This window comes from Pseudomonas weihenstephanensis (assembly GCF_016812185.1).
Classification (GTDB): Bacteria; Pseudomonadota; Gammaproteobacteria; order Pseudomonadales; family Pseudomonadaceae; genus Aquipseudomonas; species Aquipseudomonas weihenstephanensis.
The window spans coordinates 952417-973716 of sequence record NZ_JAAEBV010000001.1; the positions used below are offsets into that span (position 1 = coordinate 952417).

At 58.5% G+C, this 21300-nt stretch carries 20 protein-coding genes; 9 read left to right on the top strand and 11 right to left on the bottom strand.

What is annotated here, in order from left to right; all coding sequences use genetic code 11:
• Positions 1 to 16: 16 nt before the first annotated feature.
• Both GYN01_RS04235 and GYN01_RS04240 read left to right on the top strand, forming a co-directional pair.
• On the top strand, positions 17 to 193 hold the full coding sequence (locus GYN01_RS04235) for a hypothetical protein (protein ID WP_157395877.1): 177 nt from the start codon (positions 17 to 19) through the stop codon (positions 191 to 193).
• Positions 194 to 328: 135 nt separating this feature from the next.
• Positions 329 to 1846, top strand: a complete 1518-nt coding sequence (locus GYN01_RS04240) for an MDR family MFS transporter (protein ID WP_203306626.1) — start codon at positions 329 to 331, stop codon at positions 1844 to 1846.
• 130 nt (positions 1847 to 1976) lie between these two features.
• Here GYN01_RS04240 and GYN01_RS04245 read toward each other — a convergent pair whose 3' ends face one another.
• From GYN01_RS04245 to GYN01_RS04255, 3 genes are all read right to left on the bottom strand, one after another.
• A complete protein-coding gene (locus GYN01_RS04245; RefSeq protein WP_048401005.1) occupies positions 1977 to 2831 on the bottom strand; it encodes a coiled-coil domain-containing protein in 855 nt (284 codons plus the stop codon).
• Positions 2832 to 2942: 111 nt separating this feature from the next.
• Positions 2943 to 3941, bottom strand: coding sequence for an NAD-dependent epimerase/dehydratase family protein (locus GYN01_RS04250; protein WP_048401007.1), 999 nt, complete (start codon positions 3939 to 3941; stop codon positions 2943 to 2945).
• Between the two features lie 52 nt (positions 3942 to 3993).
• Positions 3994 to 4887, bottom strand: coding sequence for a LysR family transcriptional regulator ArgP (locus tag GYN01_RS04255; RefSeq protein WP_048401009.1), 894 nt, complete (start codon positions 4885 to 4887; stop codon positions 3994 to 3996).
• A 110-nt stretch (positions 4888 to 4997) separates the two neighbouring features.
• Here GYN01_RS04255 and GYN01_RS04260 point away from each other — a divergent pair, with 110 nt between their 5' ends.
• From GYN01_RS04260 to GYN01_RS04290, 7 genes are all read left to right on the top strand, one after another.
• On the top strand, positions 4998 to 5600 hold the full coding sequence (locus tag GYN01_RS04260) for a LysE/ArgO family amino acid transporter (RefSeq protein ID WP_048362818.1): 603 nt from the start codon (positions 4998 to 5000) through the stop codon (positions 5598 to 5600).
• A 212-nt stretch (positions 5601 to 5812) separates the two neighbouring features.
• A complete protein-coding gene (locus tag GYN01_RS04265) occupies positions 5813 to 6409 on the top strand; it encodes a superoxide dismutase (RefSeq protein WP_048362817.1) in 597 nt (198 codons plus the stop codon).
• A 264-nt stretch (positions 6410 to 6673) separates the two neighbouring features.
• A complete protein-coding gene (locus GYN01_RS04270) occupies positions 6674 to 8725 on the top strand; it encodes a putative bifunctional diguanylate cyclase/phosphodiesterase (protein WP_048362816.1) in 2052 nt (683 codons plus the stop codon).
• A 162-nt stretch (positions 8726 to 8887) separates the two neighbouring features.
• Positions 8888 to 10234 (top strand): imelysin family protein, encoded by a 1347-nt coding sequence (locus GYN01_RS04275; RefSeq protein ID WP_048401016.1) that lies wholly within the window; start codon positions 8888 to 8890, stop codon positions 10232 to 10234.
• 296 nt (positions 10235 to 10530) lie between these two features.
• On the top strand, positions 10531 to 11952 hold the full coding sequence (locus tag GYN01_RS04280) for a di-heme oxidoreductase family protein (RefSeq protein WP_048401018.1): 1422 nt from the start codon (positions 10531 to 10533) through the stop codon (positions 11950 to 11952).
• A 26-nt stretch (positions 11953 to 11978) separates the two neighbouring features.
• The gene (locus GYN01_RS04285; protein ID WP_048362813.1) at positions 11979 to 13043 is read left to right on the top strand and encodes an imelysin family protein; all 1065 of its coding nucleotides are present in this window, start codon (positions 11979 to 11981) and stop codon (positions 13041 to 13043) included.
• A gap of 14 nt (positions 13044 to 13057) precedes the next feature.
• Positions 13058 to 14155: a DUF1513 domain-containing protein gene (locus GYN01_RS04290; protein WP_048401020.1), complete on the top strand. Its 1098-nt coding sequence runs from the start codon at positions 13058 to 13060 to the stop codon at positions 14153 to 14155.
• Positions 14156 to 14279: 124 nt separating this feature from the next.
• On the opposite strand, the gene GYN01_RS04295 is transcribed toward GYN01_RS04290, so the two are convergent.
• The 8 genes from GYN01_RS04295 to GYN01_RS04330 form a co-directional block, all read right to left on the bottom strand.
• Positions 14280 to 14501, bottom strand: coding sequence for a hypothetical protein (locus GYN01_RS04295; RefSeq protein ID WP_048362811.1), 222 nt, complete (start codon positions 14499 to 14501; stop codon positions 14280 to 14282).
• Positions 14501 to 15214: a lipopolysaccharide kinase InaA family protein gene (locus GYN01_RS04300; RefSeq protein WP_048362810.1), complete on the bottom strand. Its 714-nt coding sequence runs from the start codon at positions 15212 to 15214 to the stop codon at positions 14501 to 14503. Before GYN01_RS04300 ends, GYN01_RS04295 begins: the two co-directional genes overlap by 1 nt.
• Positions 15215 to 15217: 3 nt before the next feature.
• Positions 15218 to 15898 carry a class I SAM-dependent methyltransferase gene (locus GYN01_RS04305; RefSeq protein ID WP_048362809.1) on the bottom strand — a complete coding sequence of 227 codons (681 nt, stop codon included), beginning with the start codon at positions 15896 to 15898 and terminating at the stop codon, positions 15218 to 15220.
• 203 nt (positions 15899 to 16101) lie between these two features.
• Complete coding sequence (locus GYN01_RS04310; protein ID WP_203306627.1) at positions 16102 to 17379, bottom strand: sensor histidine kinase; 1278 nt, start codon at positions 17377 to 17379, stop codon at positions 16102 to 16104.
• Positions 17369 to 18052, bottom strand: a complete 684-nt coding sequence (gene colR / locus GYN01_RS04315) for a two-component system response regulator ColR (RefSeq protein WP_048362807.1) — start codon at positions 18050 to 18052, stop codon at positions 17369 to 17371. Before colR ends, GYN01_RS04310 begins: the two co-directional genes overlap by 11 nt.
• A gap of 543 nt (positions 18053 to 18595) precedes the next feature.
• Positions 18596 to 20239, bottom strand: coding sequence for a chaperonin GroEL (gene groL, locus GYN01_RS04320; protein ID WP_048362806.1), 1644 nt, complete (start codon positions 20237 to 20239; stop codon positions 18596 to 18598).
• A 49-nt stretch (positions 20240 to 20288) separates the two neighbouring features.
• Complete coding sequence (locus GYN01_RS04325; protein ID WP_016779794.1) at positions 20289 to 20582, bottom strand: co-chaperone GroES; 294 nt, start codon at positions 20580 to 20582, stop codon at positions 20289 to 20291.
• Positions 20583 to 20825: 243 nt separating this feature from the next.
• Positions 20826 to 21299, bottom strand: a complete 474-nt coding sequence (locus tag GYN01_RS04330; RefSeq protein WP_059761561.1) for an FxsA family protein — start codon at positions 21297 to 21299, stop codon at positions 20826 to 20828.
• Position 21300: the final 1 nt, after the last annotated feature.

The following is a 21300-nucleotide window of genomic DNA, read 5'->3' on the forward strand; positions in this document are numbered from 1 at the left end:
TCAGGAGATGACTGCCATGACCACGAAAACAAAAGCCAGATGCATGACCGCGTTTGTTGTATTGGCTGCCGCCGTACTGTTCGCCAGCGCCTGCTACCGCGCTGAGCAAACACGCTTGTCCCCACGCTTTACCGCCAGTTGCCAGGGCGAGCACTGCAACTCGTTGAATGCCGCATTCAGCGCACTGCGATAACAAGGTCGGTGCACCCGTTGATGGAATAACGCCTGCACCGATTTTGCGCACATCCGTTAGCCAGCTATCCAGTACACTGGGCGCCATTACGCCACAGGCGGCCGCGCCTGTGCCTTTGCGCCCACAGGTGTATTGATGAGCAGTCTGAACCAACCCGCCCAAGCCAAACCCGCCATTCGCAGCATCCTGGTCGCCCTGATGCTGGCCATTTTCCTCGGTGCGCTGGACCAGACCATCGTGGCGGTCTCGATGCCCGCTATCTCCGCCCAGTTCAAAGATGTCAGCCAACTGGCCTGGGTGATTTCAGGCTACATGGTGGCCATGACGGTGGCCGTGCCGATCTACGGCAAACTTGGCGACCTGTATGGCCGGCGGCGCCTGATGTTGTTTGGCATGGGCCTGTTTACCGTGGCCTCGCTGTTTTGCGGGTTGGCGCAAAACATGGAGCAGTTGGTACTGGCGCGGATCATTCAAGGCATTGGTGCGGGCGGGATGATCTCGGTCAGCCAGGCCATCATCGGGGACATCGTGCCCCCGCGCGAACGCGGTCGCTACCAGGGGTATTTCAGCAGCATGTACGCGCTGGCCAGCGTCGCCGGGCCAGTATTGGGCGGTTACATGACCGAATACCTGTCGTGGCGCTGGGTGTTTTTGATCAACTTGCCCTTGGGGCTGGTGTCGTGGTGGATCGCCCACCGCACCCTGGTCGGGCTGCCGGTGCCACAGCGCAAACCGATCATTGATTACCTGGGTACGGTGCTGATGATTATCGGCCTGAGTTCCTTGCTGCTGGGCATCACGCTGATTGGCCAAGGCCAGAGCTGGCGCAGTGAGCAGGTGCTGATGTTACTGAGCGCCTCGCTGATCGCACTGCTGCTGTTTGTGTGGCATGAACGACGGGCGCCAGAACCGCTGCTGCCCATGCACCTGTTTGCCAATCGCAGTGCGGTGCTGTGCTGGTGCACGGTGTTCTTCACCAGTTTTCAGGCCATCTCGTTGATCGTACTGATGCCGCTGCGATACCAGAGCATCACCGGCGCCGGTGCCGACAGCGCGGCCTTGCACTTGCTGCCGCTGGCCATCGGCTTGCCCATCGGCGCGTACTTTGCCGGGCGCAGGACGTCCGTGACCGGGCATTACAAACCGATGATTTTGGGCGGCGCAGTGTTAATGCCCTTGGCGATTCTCGGCATGGCCCTCAGCCCGCCGAGTGCCGAACTGCTGAGCGGTGTGTTCATGCTGCTCAGCGGGATCGCCTCGGGCATGCAGTTTCCGACCTCTCTGGTGGGGGCACAAAACAGCGTGGCGCAACGTGATATCGGCGTGGCGACCAGTACCACCAACCTGTTTCGTTCGCTGGGCGGCGCGATGGGCGTGGCGTTGATGTCGGCACTGCTGTTGGCGTTACTGCACGATTCGTTGATCACCCCGATCATGGGCCAGCCGCTGCTGGGCGAAGGCAGTTCGGGCAACGTGCTGCTGGACGGACTCAACGCGGTTCAAGGCCCCGCGCTGGACAACTTGCGGACCGAGTTGCAGGTGACCTTCCGCCATTTACTGAGCGTCAGCGCAGCCATTTCAGTGCTGGGTTTATGTGCGGCACTTGCCATGCCCAATCAAGTGCTGCGCGGGCGTGAAGACAAGGCCCGGTAAGCGCTCGCAACCCATGACGTAGAGCTTGCCGCAGGCGACGTCCGGTTGCGCAGCAAGCGTAGAACCTGACAACTCGACCAGCCTGACACTGCGCGAGTATCGATTCTACGAAAGCTGCGGCTACGCGTGCTTACTTGGCGCTGATCTGTTTTTGCAGGTTTTGGATCTGGCTTTGCAAGGTGTTGATGTTGCGTGTGACTTGCCCACGGAACAGGTCAAACTCGGCGGTGTTGGCACCTTGCGCCGGGGCCGCTGCCGGACGGGTTTCCAGTTCGCTCTTGAGCACGATCAAGTCCTGCTCCAGGCGCTGAATGGCCGCAGCCGGGTTGCCCTGTTTTTTCAACGCAGCCACATCGGCACTTAAACCTTTGAGCTGAGCGTCCAGCTTGCCCTGCTCCGCCACAGTGGCTTTGAGCGTGGTCAGCTCGGTGCCTAAGGCCTTCACCTCGGTGGCCCGTTGCGTGCTGTCCGCTTGCTGAGCGGTCACTTGCGCCACAATCGCCGCATTGATTTGCTCAAAGCGTTTGTCCAGCTCACCTTGCTGGCCCACCACAGCGCCTTGCTGTTGCTTGCTCTGCTCAAGGAGTTTTTCTTCAAGCTGCTTGATCTGCAACTTCAGCGCTTCGCTGCCGCTGTTGAGGGTGGATTCACTGGCCACCACTTTGCCGGAGATGGCTTGCAAGCGCCCCGCCGCTTCTTCGCTGATGCGTGCAAAGCTTTCCTGGGTGGCCACCAGTTGCTGCTCCATCATCGACAACTGCTGAAAACTCCACCACGCCAACCCGGCAAACGCCAGCAAGACCGCGCCGAGCAGTGCCCACAGCGGGCCAGTGGTGGGCGCCTTGACCTTGATCACAGGGGTGTTGCGCGAATACACCGTGGTGCGTTCTCGGGCACCGGTTGGGGTGGCCAGTTCATCGTGGTCATCGACCGTGGCTCGCAGGGTCGGGACATCATCGAAGTCGTCGCGGGCATCGTTACGCATGGCAAACCTTATTCAAAACCTGAGTGAAAGCTGAATGGCGCGAGTATAAACCGCTGACTCGCGCCTTGATCGTCCTTGAACCTTCATCGGGTTCATCGGCAGTACGGGTGTTTAACGGTAGGGCGATTCCTGGGCTTTCCACCAGCCACAGAACTCATCAAGCGCCGCCCACACGCTGACTTTTGGGTCGTAGTCCAGGCAATGCCGGGCGCGACTGATATCGAGCGTGAAGTCTTTGCTCATTTCCTGCGTGCGCAAGCGCGAGCGTTTCGGCTCGGGCTGACCGGGCCACAGTTTACAGGCAACTTCACTGAGCGCACTCACGCTGTACGCCGAGCCGTAGCCACGGTAACGCGTAACCGGCGCTACGTTCATTTGGCGCATCACGTAATTGACCACGTCCCAGAACGGGATCGGCGTGCCATTACTGATGTTGTACGCCTTGCCCAATGCCGAACCTGTGGCCAGCACGCTGCTGAGCAGGGCTTCGTTAAGATTTTGCACACTGGTGAAGTCGACTTTGTTAAGCCCGTTGCCGATGATCGCCAAACGGCCTTTGCGCTGCATTTGAAGCAAACGCGGAAACAGGCTCATGTCCCCCGCCCCCGTCACCATGCGCGGGCGCAAGGCGATCACTTCAAGGCCGAACTCTTGGGCGCCGAAGACTTTTTGCTCGGCCAGGTTTTTGGTGGCGGCATAGGTGTGGCTCAAACGTCTTGGCACCTGTTCTTCGCTCAGGCCCACGTGTGAGCGGCCGTCGAAATACAGCGAGGCCGAAGACAAGTGCACCAGGCGCCGTACGCGCTGTTTCAAGCAGGCTTCGACCACGTTTTCGGTAACCAGCACGTTGTCGCGCTGCAAGTCCTGCGCACGGCCCCACGCACTGACGGCGCCCGCACAGTGCACCACGGCGTCGATGTCGACGCACAGGTCGCGCACCAGCAAGCCATCGGTCAAATCACCCGGAATAAACTCAGCGCCACGCCGCACCAGGTGTTCAACACCGTCGGCACGCCGCCCACTGACCCGTACGTCAAAGCCCTGCTCCAGGGCAAAACGCGCAAAGCGTCCGCCAATGAAGCCGCTTGCGCCGGTGACCAGAATCTTCATCAATCGCTCCAAATGCTCTAATGCGTGCTGCCTGCTGTTTAAACGCTGGATATCAGGCCAAAGGCACTAACCAGCGCGGCGCCGAACGCGATAAATGTTCGGTCAGTTGCCCCAGCAGTTGTCCGCCGTTGCGCCAATGATGCCAGTACAGTGGCACGTCAATCGGTTTATCTGGCAAAAGCTCCACCAGTGTTGCGCTTTCAAGTTGTTCGCGCACTTGCAGCTCGGGGACTAACCCCCAGCCCAGCCCAGCCTCGGTCAAGCGAATAAAGCCTTCGGAAGACGGGCACAGATGATGCTCGAAACCACCGTCCACCCCCAACGAAGCCAGATAACGGTGTTGTAAGAAATCGTCCGGGCCAAAGACCAGCGCGGGGGTTTTTGGCAGTAACGCTGCGCTCACCCCCTGCGGGAAATGCCGCGCAATAAACGCAGGGCTGGCCAACGCCCGATACCGCATGGCACCCAGCAACACACTGCGCGCACCCGCCACCGGGCGTTCACTGGCACACAAACACGCCGCCACTTCACCGGCACGCATGCGTTTGAGGCCTACGGTCTGGTCCTCGACCACCAAGTCCAACAACAGGTGCTGTTCGGCGCAAAAATCTCCCACCGCCTGCGCCCACCACGTGGCCAGGCTGTCGGCGTTCAAGGCAATGCGCAGACGCTCCGGCAAACCTTCGTCGTCCAGCGCAGGCACAGCGCTTTGCAGATCGCGTTCTAGTAAACGCACTTGCTGCACATGGTTGAGCAAACGGCGCCCGATCTCGGTGGGGCTGGGCGGTGTCGCACGTATCAACACAGGCTGACCGATGCGCGCTTCGAGCAATTTGATGCGTTGGGAAATGGCCGATTGTGACAGCCCCAACACCTGCGCCGCACGTTCGAAACCCGCTTGTTCCACCACCGCCGCCAGCGCGGAGAGTAATTTATAGTCGAACATCAGTTTTCCTAATGAGCGATCAGCAATATTGGTTTTTCTTATACCTCTAACGACCGGAGAATAGCCAGCAGCACACCGCTCCCCGCGCTGTAGTTAGACGAGTAATTCTTATGTGGCAAAGCTACCTCAACGGCCTGTTGGTCGCGTTCGGCCTGATTATGGCCATTGGCACCCAAAATGCTTTCGTGCTGGCGCAAAGCCTGCGCCGAGAGCACCACCTGCCAGTGGCGGCATTTTGTGTGGTGTGCGACGCCTTGCTCGTGGCTGCCGGGGTGTTCGGGCTGGCGACGATTTTGGCGCAAAACCCCATCCTGCTCAGCGTGGCGCGCTGGGGTGGCGCTGTGTTTTTGTTGTGGTACGGCACCCAGGCGCTGCGCCGCGCCTTTTCTAATTCCAGCCTTGAACAATCGGCGGGGCAAACCGCCCGCTCGCTCAAGGCGGTGATGCTCAGTGCATTGGCCGTCACCCTGCTCAACCCCCATGTGTACCTCGACACCGTTTTGCTGATCGGCTCGCTGGGGGCGCAGCAAAGTGTACCCGGCGCTTATGTCATCGGTGCAGCCAGCGCTTCACTGTTGTGGTTCTTCACCCTGGCCCTCGGCGCGGCATGGCTGGCACCGTGGCTGGCCCGTCCCGGCACCTGGCGCCTGCTCGATTTGCTGGTGGCCGTGATGATGTACACCGTGGCCGTACAGTTGATTGTTGCCGGGTGATCGAGGACAAAAACGACGCGCCCGAACCCATCGAGTTTTTCCATCAATCGCGCTGGAACCTCTATTCCACACAGTTGTTGCGTGGTTAAGGCGTCACCCCGGTGCTATGATCCTGACCCTGCGCCGCGAAGAGTAAAAACTCATCGGCGCGTGTTTGGCCGCCCGTGATCGGCCTTGCGCTCATCGCAACTGACCTGATTAGGAGAATCAACATGGCTTTCGAATTGCCGCCGCTGCCGTACGCACACGATGCCCTGCAGCCGCACATCTCCAAAGAAACCCTGGAGTTTCACCACGACAAGCACCACAACACCTACGTCGTGAACCTGAACAACCTGGTGCCAGGTACCGAGTTTGAAGGCAAAACCCTGGAAGAGATCGTTAAAACCTCTTCGGGCGGTATCTTCAACAACGCAGCCCAAGTGTGGAACCACACGTTCTACTGGAACTGCATGACGCCAAACGGCGGCGGCCAACCGACTGGCGCACTGGCTGAAGCGATCAACGCCTCGTTCGGCTCGTTCGACACGTTCAAAGAAGAATTCAGCAAAACCTCCATCGGCACCTTCGGTTCCGGCTGGGGCTGGCTGGTGAAAAAGGCTGACGGTTCCCTGGCACTGGCCAGCACCATCGGCGCCGGTAACCCGCTGACCAGCGGCGACACCCCGCTGCTGACCTGCGACGTGTGGGAACACGCTTACTACATCGACTACCGCAACGTACGTCCGAAGTATGTAGAAGCGTTCTGGAACCTCGTTAACTGGAAGTTCGTGGCCGAGCAGTTCGAAGGCAAAACCTTCACCGCTTAAGCGATGCGCCAGATAAAAAACCCGGCATTGCCGGGTTTTTTTTGCCTGCTGAAAAGTCCGTGCCCCACTGGCCGGTGCACTAACGCCAGCTAGAATCAAACCACTGAAATATTCTTCGGCACCGGCTCAAGTTCAGCAGGCACAAGACCGACACAGTGTGCACAGCATGGCCGCATCAACGTTTTGAAAGCGAAGAGTGTCTGCGAGGGATTACCCACAGTCATGGCTACTTGATATCATCGGCCGGAAACAAGGAAGCGCTCTTTGAAGCTGGAACTTAAAAACAGCTTGTCAGTCAAGTTGCTCCGGATCGTGCTGCTGTCAGCGCTGGTCGTCGGGGTGGTGCTCAGCTGCGCGCAAATTGTGTTCGACGCCTACAAAACCCGGCAGTCGATCAACAATGACGCCGAACGCATTCTCGACATGTTTCGCGACCCTTCGACCCAGGCCGTTTATAGCCTGGACCGCGAAATGGCCATGCAAGTGATCGAGGGGCTGTTTCAGGACGAAGCCGTACGCCAGGCCTCTATCGGGCACCCCAAAGAAACCACCCTGGCGCAAAAGTCCCGACCGCTGCGAGAAGCCTCCAGCCGCTGGCTGACAGATGTGTTTCTGGGCAAGGAACTCACCTTCGTCACCCCTCTGGTCGGTCGCGGCCCTTACAGCGAGTACTACGGCGATTTGACCATCACCCTGGACACCGCGACCTATGGCGACGGGTTTCTGGTCAATTCCGGGATTATTTTCATCTCCGGTGTACTGCGCGCCCTGCTGATGGGGCTGGTGCTGTACCTGATCTATCACTGGCTGCTGACCAAACCGTTGTCGCGCATGATTGAGCACCTGAGCACGATCAACCCCGACCGTCCCAGCGAACACCTGTTGCCGTTGCTCAAGGGCCACGAAAAAAACGAACTGGGGATCTGGATCAACACCGCCAACCAGTTACTGACCTCAATAGAACGCAATACGCACCTGCGCCACGAAGCCGAAAACACCCTGCTGCGCATGGCCCAGTACGACTTTCTGACCGGCCTGCCCAATCGCCAGCAACTGCAAACGCAACTGGCCAAGATTTTATTCGATGCCGGGCGCTTGCAACGCAGGGTGGGCGTGTTGTGCGTGGGCCTGGACGATTTCAAAAGTATCAACGAGCAATATGGCTACCAGACCGGCGACCAACTGCTGATGGCCGTTGCTGACCGTCTGCGCTCTCACAGCGGCCGACTGGGCGCCCTCGCCCGCCTGGGCGGTGACCAATTTGCCCTGGTGCAGGCCGATATCGACCAGCCTTATCAGGTGGCCGAGTTGGCGCAGAGTATTCTCGACGACCTCGAAACCCCGTTTTCGCTGGCAGAACAGACGATTCGACTGCGGGCCACCATCGGTATCACGCTGTTCCCCGAAGATGGCGACACCAGCGAAAAATTGCTGCAAAAGGCCGAGCAGACCATGACCTTGGCCAAGAGCCGCTCGCGCAGCCGTTACCAGTTCTACATCGCCAGCGTCGACAGCGAGATACGCCGCAGGCGAGAGTTGGAAAAAGACCTGCGTGACGCCTTGCTGTGCAATCAGCTGTACCTGGTCTATCAACCGCAGATTCGCTACAGCGATCACCGCGTAGTCGGCGTCGAGGCGCTGTTACGCTGGCAGCACCCCGAACACGGCATGGTGCCACCTGACTTGTTCATCCCCCTGGCCGAACAAAACGGCAGCATCATCGCCATTGGCGAGTGGGTACTGGATCAAGCCTGTCATCAATTGCGCGAGTGGCACGATCAGGGCTTCACTGAGCTGCGCATGGCGGTCAACCTGTCGACCGTGCAGCTGCACCACGCCGACCTGCCGCGCATGGTCAACAATCTGCTGCAAATTTACCGTTTACCCGCGCGCAGTCTGGAACTGGAAGTCACTGAAACCGGCCTGATGGAAGACATCAGCACCGCCGCCCAGCACCTGCTGAGCCTGCGCCGCTCGGGGGCATTGATCGCCATTGATGACTTTGGCACAGGCTATTCGTCACTCAGCTACCTCAAGAGCCTGCCGCTGGACAAAATCAAGATCGATAAAAGCTTTGTGCAGGACCTGATTGACGATGACGACGATGCCACCATCGTGCGGGCCATCATCCAGCTCGGTAAAAGTTTGGGCATGCAAGTGATTGCCGAGGGCGTCGAAACCCTGTCGCAAGAGATGTACGTGATCAATGAAGGCTGCCATGAAGGCCAGGGTTACTTGTACAGCAAGCCCCTGATTGCACGGGAATTGAGCATTTTTCTGAAGCAGGCGCAGCGCAACAATGCCGTCATTATGTAAATGCATGTTTCGAGTGCGGTGAAGCATCCGGCGTAGAGGTGACGTGAATAGGAAATATTTACAACGCTAACCCTTTACAGAAAATGCATATCTTTCGCATCATGTCGCCAGTATTGCGTGCAGTCGCACGCGTGTCCCACCTCTCGAAGCAGGATTTTCGCCATGATTCGTATGCCCCTGGCCTCCGCCAGTCTGCTGGCCATTGCTATTTCACTCGCCGGTTGTGGCGACAAAGACCAAGAAAAAAATGCAGCGACCCCAGCGCCTGCCGCAGCGACGACTCAAGCGACTCCCGCAGCTGACATCAGCGCAGTGAAAATCGACGAAGCTGCCGCCAAGGCTGTTGTCGCGCATTACGCCGACATGGTGCACGCCGTCTACAGCGACGCCGAATCCACCGCTAAAAAACTGCAAACCGCAATCGACGCCTTTTTGGCCAACCCTAACGATGACACGTTGAAAGCGGCCAAAGCGGCCTGGGTTGAGTCCCGCGTGCCTTACCTGCAAAGCGAAGTGTTCCGCTTTGGCAACACCATCATTGACGATTGGGAAGGTCAAGTTAACGCCTGGCCACTGGATGAGGGCCTGATCGACTACGTTGACACCAGCTACGCGCACGCTCTGGGCAACCCGGGTGCCACCGCCAACATCATTGCCAACACCCAAATCCAGGTCGGCGAAGACAAAGTCGACGTCACCCAAATCACCCCTGAAGTCCTTGCCAGCCTCAACGAGCTGGGCGGCTCGGAAGCTAACGTAGCCACTGGCTATCACGCTATCGAATTCCTGCTGTGGGGCCAGGACCTCAACGGCACCGGTCCGGGTGCAGGCAACCGCCCTGCGTCGGACTACCTTGAAGGTGAAGGCGCTACGGGCGGCCACAACGACCGTCGTCGTGCCTACCTGAAAGCCGTGACCCAATTGCTGGTCAATGACCTGAACGAAATGGTGGCGAACTGGGCACCTGAGGTGGCCGACAACTACCGCGCATCGCTGGAAGCAGAGCCTGTCCAAAACGGTCTGCGCAAAATGCTGTTCGGCATGGGCAGCCTGTCGTTGGGCGAACTGGCAGGCGAGCGCATGAAAGTGTCGCTGGAAGCCAACTCCCCTGAAGACGAACAAGACTGCTTCAGCGACAACACCCACAACTCGCACTTCTACGACGCCAAAGGTATTCGTAACGTGTACCTGGGTGAATACGTACGCGCCGATGGCACCAAGATGACCGGCCCTAGCCTGTCTTCGCTGGTAGCCGTAGTTGACCCGGCTGCTGACGCCACCTTGAAGTCTGACCTGGCCGATACCGAAGCCAAGATCCAGGTCATGGTGGATCGTGCAGCCAAGGGCGAGCACTACGACCAATTGATCGCCGCGGGCAACGAGTCCGGCAACCAAGTGGTTCGTGACGCCATCGGCGCGCTGGTCAAGCAGACCGGTGCCATTGAACAAGCCGCTGGCAAGCTGGGCATCAGCGACCTGAACCCGGACAACGCCGATCACGATTTTTGATCGATAGCGTTTGAGTGACTGAACATGAGGCGGCCTGCGGGCCGCCTTTTTTGTGGGTTTACAGATGCCTCACCGATGCATGGCCCGTAGTCGCTGACGAGTAACGCGAGGCTGCGATGGGTCGCGATGCGCCACCCCGGCACGCGATTATTCAACCCGGCAGATCATGCCATCCGATGAAGGGTTTACGGTCGTTGACTGCCGCAGATCAAACCAAACGCTAATTCCTCTTATTTCAATTCACCTTCCCTGATAAACTTTGCGCCCTCGATTTTGCTCGCTGAACTGGACGCTTGATGCCTTCGTTGCCTCTTCGCCTGTCTCTGCTGCTCCTGGCCCTTGGCCTTGGCGGTTGTGATGACGCCCCGCGTTTTACCAAACCCGAGCCTGGCGAAGCCCGCTCCGGTGGGGCCACGACGGTGCGTAAAACCGATCAAAATGCGTTTTCGATGCCCTCTGCCAACCTGGCGCCCACACGGCGTCTGGATTTCAGTGTCGGCAACAGTTTTTTCCGCAGCCCGTGGGTGATCGCCCCGTCTACCACCACGGCGCGCGACGGGCTGGGGCCCCTGTTCAATACCAACGCCTGCCAAAACTGCCACATCAAGGACGGCCGGGGTCATCCACCCGCCCCCAACGCCAAGAACGCCGTCTCGATGCTAGTACGCCTGTCGATTCCCAATGACCCGGCATTTGCCACGCTGATCGAACAAATCGGCATCGTCCCCGAACCGGTCTACGGCGGCCAATTACAGGACATGTCAGTGCCCGGCGTGCCACCTGAGGGCAAGGTGCGGGTCGATTACACGCCTGTGCCCGTGCGTTTCAAGGACGGCACCGAAGTCGAACTGCGCAAACCTGTGCTGCACATCACTCAATTAGGCTACGGCCCGATGCACCCTGACGCGCGTTTTTCCGCCCGTATTGCGCCGCCTATGATTGGCCTGGGGCTGCTTGAAGCAATCCCGGACCAAGACATTTTGGCCAACGCCAAGGACAAGAGCGCTGATGGCGTTACCGGGCGCCCTAATTGGGTGTGGGACGACGCACAACAAAAAACTGTCTTGGGCCGATTTGGCTGGAAAGCTGGCCAACCCAATCTCAATCAACAAAATGTTCACGCCTTTTCTGGTGATATGGGGCTTACCACGTCCCTGAGACCGTTTGATGATTGCACCCAGGCTCAAACTGCCTGCCTTGAAGCGCCCAACGGCAATGGCCCGCAAGGTGAGCCTGAGGTCAGCGACAACATTCTGCGTCTGGTCGAGTTCTATACCCGCAACCTCGCGGTGCCCGCGCGTCGGGATGTCGGCGCACCAGAAGTGCTGGCCGGTAAAAACCTGTTCTACAAAGCTGGCTGCGTTGCGTGTCACACCCCGACCTTCACCACCTCAGCCACGGCGGCTGAACCGGAGCTGGCCAATCAGGTCATTCATCCCTACAGCGACCTGTTATTGCACGATATGGGCGAAGGGCTGGCCGATGGCCGCACCGAGTTCACCGCCAGTGGTCGACAATGGCGCACTGCGCCCTTATGGGGGATTGGTTTGACCCAGAACGTGAGCGGCCATACCCAGTTTTTGCACGATGGACGTGCACGCAACCTGCTCGAAGCCGTGCTGTGGCATGGTGGCGAGGCCGAACCGGCCAGGCAGCAGGTTTTACAGTTCAATGCCGAGCAGCGCGCTGCGTTGCTGGCGTTCCTGAATTCTCTTTAAACGCTTATAAGATCGGGGACCCCGACATGTTTCGACCCAAGTTGTTGTTCACCAGCCTTGCCGCCCTTGCCTTGGGCGCGTGTGCACCGCAAGACCCGCAAGCCGTGACCTCGGCCGCGATTGCCAAGCAAGTGATCCTGCCAACTTACAGCCGCTGGGCCGATGCCGATCGCCAATTGGCTGTCAGCGCCCTGGCGTATTGCGAAGGCAAAGAAACCCTGGAAACCGCCCGTGCCGACTTCCTGCATGCGCAGAAAGCCTGGGCCGAGCTGCAACCGCTGCTGATCGGTCCGCTGGCTGAGGGCAATCGTTCGTGGCAAGTGCAGTTCTGGCCGGACAAAAAGAACCTGGTCGGGCGTCAGGTTGAACAACTGGTCATCGCTCAGCCGCAGATCGATGCTGCTGCCCTGGCCAAGTCCAGTGTTGTGGTGCAGGGTCTGTCGGCTTACGAGTACATCTTGTTCGACAGCAAGATTGACCTTGCCGATGACACGCAAAAAGCCCGTTATTGCCCACTGCTCACGGCCATTGGCGAGCGTCAGAAACAACTGGCCGAAGAAATTCTGGGGAGCTGGAACAGCACCGACGGCATGCTGGCGCAGATGAGCAAGTTCCCTAACCAGCGCTATGCCGATTCCCACGAAGCCATTGCTGACCTGCTGCGGGTTCAGGTCACCGCACTGGACACCCTGAAAAAGAAACTCGGCACCCCGATGGGCCGCCAGAGCAAGGGCATTGCGCAGCCTTTCCAGGCCGATGCATGGCGCAGCGAGTCGTCGCTCAAGAGCCTGGCCGCCAGCTTGGCCGCCGCTCAGACCGTATGGGCTGGCGTTGACAACAAAGGTTTGCGTGGTCTGTTGCCCGCCGACCAGAAACCGTTGGCCGACAAAATTGACGCCGCGTATGCCGCCTCGCTCAAATTGTTCAATGATAACCAGCAGTCGCTGAATGAATTGCTGGCCGATGACGCCGGCCGCGCCAGGCTGAATGCGATTTACGACAGCCTGAACGTGGTTCACCGCTTGCACGAAGGTGAACTGGCCAAGGCGCTGGGCATTCAACTGGGCTTTAACGCCAACGACGGCGATTAATGAAGGAAGGTTCGATGATGCGCAGGCAAGCTCTGAAACTCGGCGGTTTACTGCTGAGCGCCGTTACGCTGGGCGGCTGGTCGCTGTTCAAAAACAAAGGCCACAGCCCGCTGTTGTTGAGCGCCCGGGATGACGTGGACGGCAATCACTTTGCCGTGGGTTACACGCTCGACGGCACTCAGGTATTCAACACCCCAGTGGGCCAGCGCTGCCACGACATCATCAACCACCCCACACTGCCCATTGCGTTGTTCGTTGCCCGGCGCCCCGGCACCGAGAGCTACCTGATCAACCTCAAGGATGGGCAGTTGCTGCAAACCCTGACATCCCTGCCCAATCGCCACTTTTATGGTCACGCGGTGATTCATAAAGATGGCGAGTGGCTGTACACCACAGAAAACGACACCACCGACCCGGGCCGTGGCGTGCTGGGGGTTTACCGCTTTGAAGGCGAGCGTCTGATACACACTGGCGAAATCCCGACTCACGGCGTAGGCCCGCATCAAGTGTCGTGGATGCCAGACGGCGAAACGCTGGTGGTGGCCAACGGCGGTATCCGTACCGAAGCTGAAAGCCGGGTCGAGATGAACCTCAACGCCATGCAACCCAGCCTGGTGCTGATGCAGCGTGACGGCACCCTGCTGAGTAAAGAAACCCTCAGCCAGCCGATGAACAGCGTGCGTCACTTAGGCATTGCCAACGATGGCACTATAGTGGCGTGCCAACAATTTATGGGCGACGCCCACGCGCTGTCCGAGTTGTTGGCAATCAAGCGCCCCGGCCAGCCCTTTAAGCCGTTCCCGGTGGCCGAACAGCAACTGCGTGCAATGGGCCATTACACCGCCAGCGTGGCGGTGCACAGCGACTTGCGGCTGGTGGCATTGACGGCCCCTCGCGGTAATCGGTTTTTTGTGTGGGATCTGGACAGTGGCGCAGTACGACTGGATGCGCCGTTGCCCGATTGCGCAGGCGTAGCCGCCGTAAAAGAGGGTTTCGTGGTGACATCAGGCCAGGGGCGCTGCCGGTTCTATGACTGCCGACAAACACCGTTGACCGCCAAACCGCTGGATTTGCCCGCAGGGCTTTGGGACAACCATTTGCATGTGATGTAGGGCAGTTGTCTGCGCAGCGATCACGACATCCGATGACGTCGTTAAATCAGGCAAAACCAGCACCCTGAGTTAACGACGTCTTCGCTTGCGCACAGGGCCTTCGGCAACGGCGACAGACAGCCTGTCAGGGGCGCAGGCCTTGGGACATACCAAACATGAACAGCAATAAATCATGATCCGGCCTGGCTATGGTTTCGACTTTAGCGATGCGCGGCAGCGGGCATTGACTGCCACTGGTGGTTGAACTCAACACTTGCAAACGGGGTTGCTCCCAGGCGGCCATTGCCACCGAAGCAATCGCCAGCGCACCCAGCAGGAACAAACCTCGTGCTATTTCTCTCTTCATCATCGTAAACCTTTGATGGCGCTGCCAAACACCGTCTCATAAAAGTAGATCAACTTGCGCCAGTCGGTGTCGCTCCACGACGAATGGCGACGCAGCTGTTTCAGATCGTGTGAGGCCGCCTTGTAGGGTGTCAGGCGTTGCCTGCATTTCTCCAAGTCAAGCAGGGCGACGTCTACCGTTGCACTCTGCGCGCTGCCCGTGACCCGTACAAAGACATGTTTGATATAAAGGCAACCGTGCTGCCAACGCCCCAGGTGCATGCGCGCCAGGTTTTGCGCCACAGCCTCAAGCACGCGCTCATGCACGGCTTCGCCATAGCGCTCACGCCCACCGGCGGCGTACCAATTGTCGATTTCGATAAAGCCGTCCAGCGCCGCCGTCACCAACAACGCACGCCATTGCCCGTCCGGTGCCTGCCTGGCCCCACAAAACACCAGTTCCGGCACATTGACGGACAAGGCGCTCAGGGCCAGCAGCGCATCGCGCTCACGCAACACAGTCGGGCGCCCTAGCGGGTAGCGCCAGCTGCGGTAGATATGGCCCACTTGCCGCTTGGCATACAACAACCGACCCGCTTCGTGGATTCGTTGTACCCCACTCTCCCCGCCACGACGCTGGTTGGGTTCTTCGACCCACTCGCCCTCCTGGCGCCAGTAATGTTCAAAACAGTCTTCTGTCGACATCGGGGGTTGCTGTACACAATCAACGGCCATGAGTTACCTCTTGCGTAGTACGTAAACCCGCCACATCGCATACAGCGGAATAAAGTCCAAATGCTCCTGAACAGTGAAACCAGCCTTCCTAAACTCCGCCTCAACCGTAACAGCAGGTAACACAAACCGATTTTGGTAACCCTCCTGCACAGGCGAAGTGCCCCGTTGACGCTCCAGACGCTTACGCTTCCACGCCTTGAAGTTGCCGTCGACCCACAAAGAAACAATCACGCTGTCGCGGCTGACACGGTGAAACTCCCGCAATAGAGCCATCCGATGACTTGCGTCACCGATATGGTGGAGCAGGCGCATACAAAAAATACTGTCGACCGCGTTATCTGGCAGGTCTATATCAAACGCAGATGTCTGCAAACGGCGTACCCGTTTCACCACTTCGGACGGCTGAGCGACGCAAGCCACTTCCAGCATAGACGCTGAATTATCAGCCCCGATGATTTCACGGTTATGTTTTGCGGCCAGTAACGGCCAAAAACGACCTGCGCCGCACGGCAAATCCAGCACCACCCCAGGTTCGCCCGCTAACGCCAGGGCACGGCGCGCCAACTGCTCGTCACGGGTATGGGACAAGCGTCGCGCCCAACCGTTCTGGTGCTTTAACAGATAGTCAGTTGCGTGTTGCTGGTCGTACTTTTCAGAAAACTTAAGTGTGATCACGGGGCTCATGACGGCTCTCCTGAAGCATGTAGCCCTACCTTAATCAGGCGGGTGTGAGCATCAGGTCATCATCGAGTGAAAATTTTGTGCCGCTAAACACCGAAAAGATCGCAGGGTTTTACAGGCATGGAGTGCTGGCGCGGGGCCATTTAACGACTAAAAGCTAAGAGGAGACGACGGCGAGCAAGGTGCAGGCCGTCGTTAAGCGGGCATCAATCCTTGGGTTCGAGTTCGACGTGAAAACGGCAACCGTTGGGTTCCATCGTGGTCAATGACACACGCCAGCCCTGGCTGTCACAGATGCGCTGAACCAATGACAAGCCCAGCCCCAGCCCCTCTCCGCGCTTTTCACTGCCGCGTACAAAAGGCTGGAACATGGCCTGGCGTTTCTCTTCAGGGATACCAACACCGCTGTCCTCCACCACAAAACCGGTCGGTTCGAGGGTCAGGCGAATGAAGCCGGTATCGGTGTAGTGCAACGCATTACGTAACAAGTTACCCATCACCGCGTGCAGGAATGTCGCGTTATAGAGCGTGTCCAGCGGCTGACCCGGCTGGTAGATCAGCTCCAGGCCTTTGGCTTCAATCGGGCCACGCCACAGACTGATCAAGCCTTCAGCCACAGTGGTGAGGTTGACCTTGGGCGACATACTGGCGTCTTCGTGTTGCGCACGAGCCAGCATGAGAAAGGTCTGCACCAACTCGCGCATCTCTTCGCAAGCGCGGGAAATACGCTCCACTTGCGAACGACTGCGTTGATCCAGGGCCGGGTTTTCGAGCAACAGCTCGCAGGAACTGGCCAGGACCATCAACGGCGTGCGCAACTCGTGGCTCACGTCACTGGTAAACAGCCGTTCGCGGGTCAGCGTGTCGCGCAGGCGCCCCAGCGTGGCGTCAAAGGCAACGGCCAGCTCACCCACTTCATCGGCAGCGTAATCGGGCGCCAAGGGCGGCGCCAGCCCGAGCAATTGATCGCGATGGCGCACTTGGCGCGCCAGCCTTACCACCGGCGCCATCACCCGTCTGGCCAGCACCCAGCCCAGGAAGACCGCCAGCGCCAGCGCCAGCACAAAGCCCACCAGCACCACGGCAAACAGCACGCGCTCACGCTCTTCAAAATCGCTTTGGTCTTGCAGCAAGACATAGCGCCGCCCGTCAACCACCTCAACCATGGCGTGATACGACAACTGGTCGCGAAACACCTCGTGAAAGCCCGGCTGCAAATGGCGCAGATCCTTGGGTAAGGCAAAGTCGCCGCGCCCACCACTGAAGTAGAACAACTGGTCTGGCTCGGGGCGGTGATTCCAGTCGGCAACGTTGTCCATCAACAGCAAGCGCTGCAAGTCTCCGCCCAAACCGGCCGAGATCAGTTTTTCTTCCACCAGGTGCACGGTGGCGACAATCCCCATCGCGAAGGTGCCCGCAACCAGCGCACTCATCAGCGCAAACGCGATTATGATCCGCTGGGCAAGGCTTTGCTTAAACTCCATCGCGTGCCTCGGCGAGGCGATAGCCCACGCCATGCACGGTTTGCAGCAGCGGTTTATCGAACGGTTTGTCGATCACCTGGCGCAGTTGGTGTACGTGGCTGCGCAGGCTGTCGCTGTCCGGGCAATCGTCGCCCCACAAGGCTTCTTCCAATACTTCGCGGCGCAGCACGTGCGGGCTTTTTTGCATCAGCACAGCCAGCAGTTTTAGCCCTACCGGGTTGAGCTTGAGCAGGCGCCCATCGCGCGTGACTTCAAGGGTGTCCAGGTCATATTTGAGGTCTGCTACTTGCAGCTCGCGCCGCCCGCCGCCCTGGGCACGACGCAATACGGCTTCAATGCGCGCCGCCAATTCAGACAGCGCAAAGGGTTTGAGCAGGTAATCATCGGCACCGGACTTGAAGCCTTGCAGGCGATCGTCCAACTGATCACGGGCGGTGAGCATGATCACGGGTGTGTCGCGGCGCGCGTCTTCACGCAAGCGCTTGCACAAGGTATAGCCGTCAATGCCGGGCAGCATGATGTCGAGCACGATCAAGTCGTAATGCTCGGTGGCCGCCAGGTGCAGGCCCGACAAACCATCCTGTGCGCAATCCACGGTATAGCCTTTAAGCCCTAGATAATCGGCCAGATTGGCGAGGATATCGCGGTTGTCTTCAACCAACAGAATTCGCATGGGCACTTTCTCCGTACGCAGTTACGGCCGTCTTGGCCCGCGCAGCTTAGAGTGAAGATCGGCGCAGGGCCAGTGCCACAAGGCGTTCTGCGTATTTAGTTGACGCTCATCAGAGCCTGACATTTTTTTCACCTGCGGTTCACAAGCGACCGACAGCCGCGCCATCAGACTTGCGCACGCGCGTGATCGCTTTCGCAGGTCTGCTGGCGCGGCCAGGGCCGCAATGCTTACCAGCACGAACGGGCAGTAACGGCCCCTCTCAATTCTTCGCCGCTTCTCGTAACAACGAACTCGATGACCAGCAGTTCTACGCCAGCTTGCCGCGCAGATGTTGAGCTGGAAACCGGCGCAAGCGGCTTAACAACAGGTGTCTCAACGCTAAGCACGCAAGTGCGTGATCTCCCGTTGCGGCGCTCATGTGCTATCACCGCGCGATGGCGTCGCAAGCACATGTGGCCGAACAACGACCCACTAATAGCCGGGCACTAAAAAGCCCCGCCTGATTACTCAGGCGGGGCTTTTGCGTAGCGGGGTAAGGCTGGCTTACATCATGCCGCCCATACCACCCATGCCGCCCATGTCTGGCATACCGCCGCCAGCTGCTTTGTCTTCCTGGATCTCAGCGATCATCGCCTCAGTGGTGATCATCAGGCTGGCAATCGAGGAAGCCGCTTGCAGAGCCGAACGCGTCACTTTAGCCGGGTCAAGAATACCCATTTCAATCATGTCGCCGTATTCGCCAGTGGCAGCGTTGTAACCGTAGTTACCCGAACCCTGCTTCACTTTGTCGACGACTACGCTTGGCTCGTCACCGGAGTTGGCAACGATCTGGCGCAGAGGTGCTTCAACAGCACGACGCAGCAGAGCAATACCTACGTTCTGATCAGCGTTGTCGCCTTTCAGTTCGGAGATAGCCTGCAACGCACGCACCAGTGCCACGCCACCGCCAGGTACCACGCCTTCTTCAACGGCTGCACGGGTTGCGTGCAGGGCGTCTTCAACGCGGGCTTTCTTCTCTTTCATTTCTACTTCAGAACCCGCGCCAACCTTGATCACTGCAACGCCGCCCGACAGCTTGGCCAGACGCTCTTGCAGTTTTTCACGGTCGTAGTCAGAAGTGGTATCAGCCACTTGTGCACGGATCTGAGTTACACGGGCCTGGATATCCGCGTCAACGCCAGCGCCATCAATGATGGTGGTGTTTTCTTTGGACAGGATCACGCGCTTGGCGTTACCCAGGTGCTCCAGGGTGGTGCTTTCCAGGCTCAGGCCGATCTCTTCGGAGATGACGGTACCGCCTGTCAGAACAGCGATGTCCTGCAACATTGCTTTACGACGATCGCCGAAGCCAGGTGCTTTAACAGCAGCGACTTTAACGATACCGCGCATGTTGTTCACAACCAGAGTCGCCAGGGCTTCGCCTTCAACGTCTTCAGCCACGATCAACAGTGGGCGGCCGGCTTTTGCAACGGCTTCCAGCACTGGCAGCATTTCGCGGATGTTGGAGATTTTTTTATCAACCAACAGGATCAGCGGGCCGTCCAGCTCAGCCACCATGGTGTCTGGCTTGTTTACGAAGTAAGGGGACAGGTAGCCACGGTCGAACTGCATGCCTTCAACCACAGACAGTTCGTTTTCCAGGCCCGAGCCTTCTTCAACGGTGATCACGCCTTCTTTACCGACTTTTTCCATGGCTTCGGCAATGATGTCGCCGATGGAGCTGTCGGAGTTAGCAGAGATAGTGCCTACCTGAGCGATAGCCTTGCTGTCAGCGCATGGCTTGGCCAGCTGACGCAGTTCTTTAACAATAGCGATGGTCGCTTTGTCGATACCGCGCTTGAGGTCCATCGGGTTCATGCCGGCAGCGACGGCTTTCAGGCCTTCGTTGACGATCGACTGAGCCAGTACGGTTGCAGTGGTAGTACCGTCACCGGCGTCATCGTTGGCACGGGAAGCAACGTCTTTAACCAGCTGCGCGCCCATGTTTTCGAAGCGATCTTTCAGCTCGATTTCTTTGGCAACGGACACGCCGTCCTTGGTGATGGTCGGAGCGCCGAAGCTCTTCTCGATGATCACGTTGCGGCCTTTAGGGCCCAGGGTCGCTTTTACTGCGTCAGCCAGGACGTTTACACCGGCCAACATTTTTTTACGGGCGGAGTCGCCGAATTTAACTTCTTTAGCAGCCATGTTCGTTCTTCCTTAAATACTGTGTAGTAACGGGAAAATGAGCGGGAAATCAGCCTTCGATAACAGCGAGAATCTCGTTCTCAGCCATTACCAACAGGTCTTCGCCGTCTACTTTCACGGTGTTGCTGCCGGAGTACGGGCCAAACACAACCTTGTCACCCACTTTTACGGCCAGCGCGCGCACTTCACCGTTGTCCAGAACGCGACCAGTGCCCACAGCGATGACTTCACCGCTGTTGGCTTTCTCAGCAGCCGAACCCGGCAGAACGATACCGCCAGCGGTTTTCTTTTCTTCTTCGCTGCGACGGATTACGACGCGGTCATGCAGAGGACGAAGCTTCATTGTCGATCTCTCCTAATTGTGGTGTTCATCGGCCGGTTTCATACCGGCTGGGTTTACAAGTCCGGAATTGCCGGGAGTGTTTCGCGGAAGAGTGTTTGCTGTTGCCAGCAAAACCCTGCGGTGTCCGTTACATGAGGGCGCCCTTATTGATTACAAGGGCCCACGCGTGTTTTTTTTGCGTTTACACACCGTTAAAAAACAAACACGGCACTCTAGGTGCCGTGTTGAAAACGCTAAGCCGCTTTACTTGTCGCGGTGCTCGAATTCGCCTTCGATCACATTAGGCTCACGGCCTAGAGGCGTGTGCGAACCAGGCCGGGTCGGCACATCAAATTCATCGGCGAAAGCACGCTGACGAATGGCCTGTTCTTGCGCACGTTTACGCAGACGATTCACCAACAGGCTGCGCACGGGCGGCAGCAACAACAGCAAACCGGCAACATCGCTGATAAAACCTGGAAGCACCAGCAAACCGCCACCCAATGCCATCATCAGACCGTGAAGCATTTGTTCAGCGGGCAACTCACCGCGGTTCAAACTTTCACGCGCACTGAGCGCAGTCGCCAAACCTGCCACACGCACGACGAGAACGCCCAGCATGGAACCAGCAATGATCAGCAGCAACGCGGGGAAGAACCCGATAGCGGTGCTGACCTTGAAAAAGACGTACAGCTCTAGCACTGGAAACAACAGAAAGAGCAATAGAAAAGCGCGCATC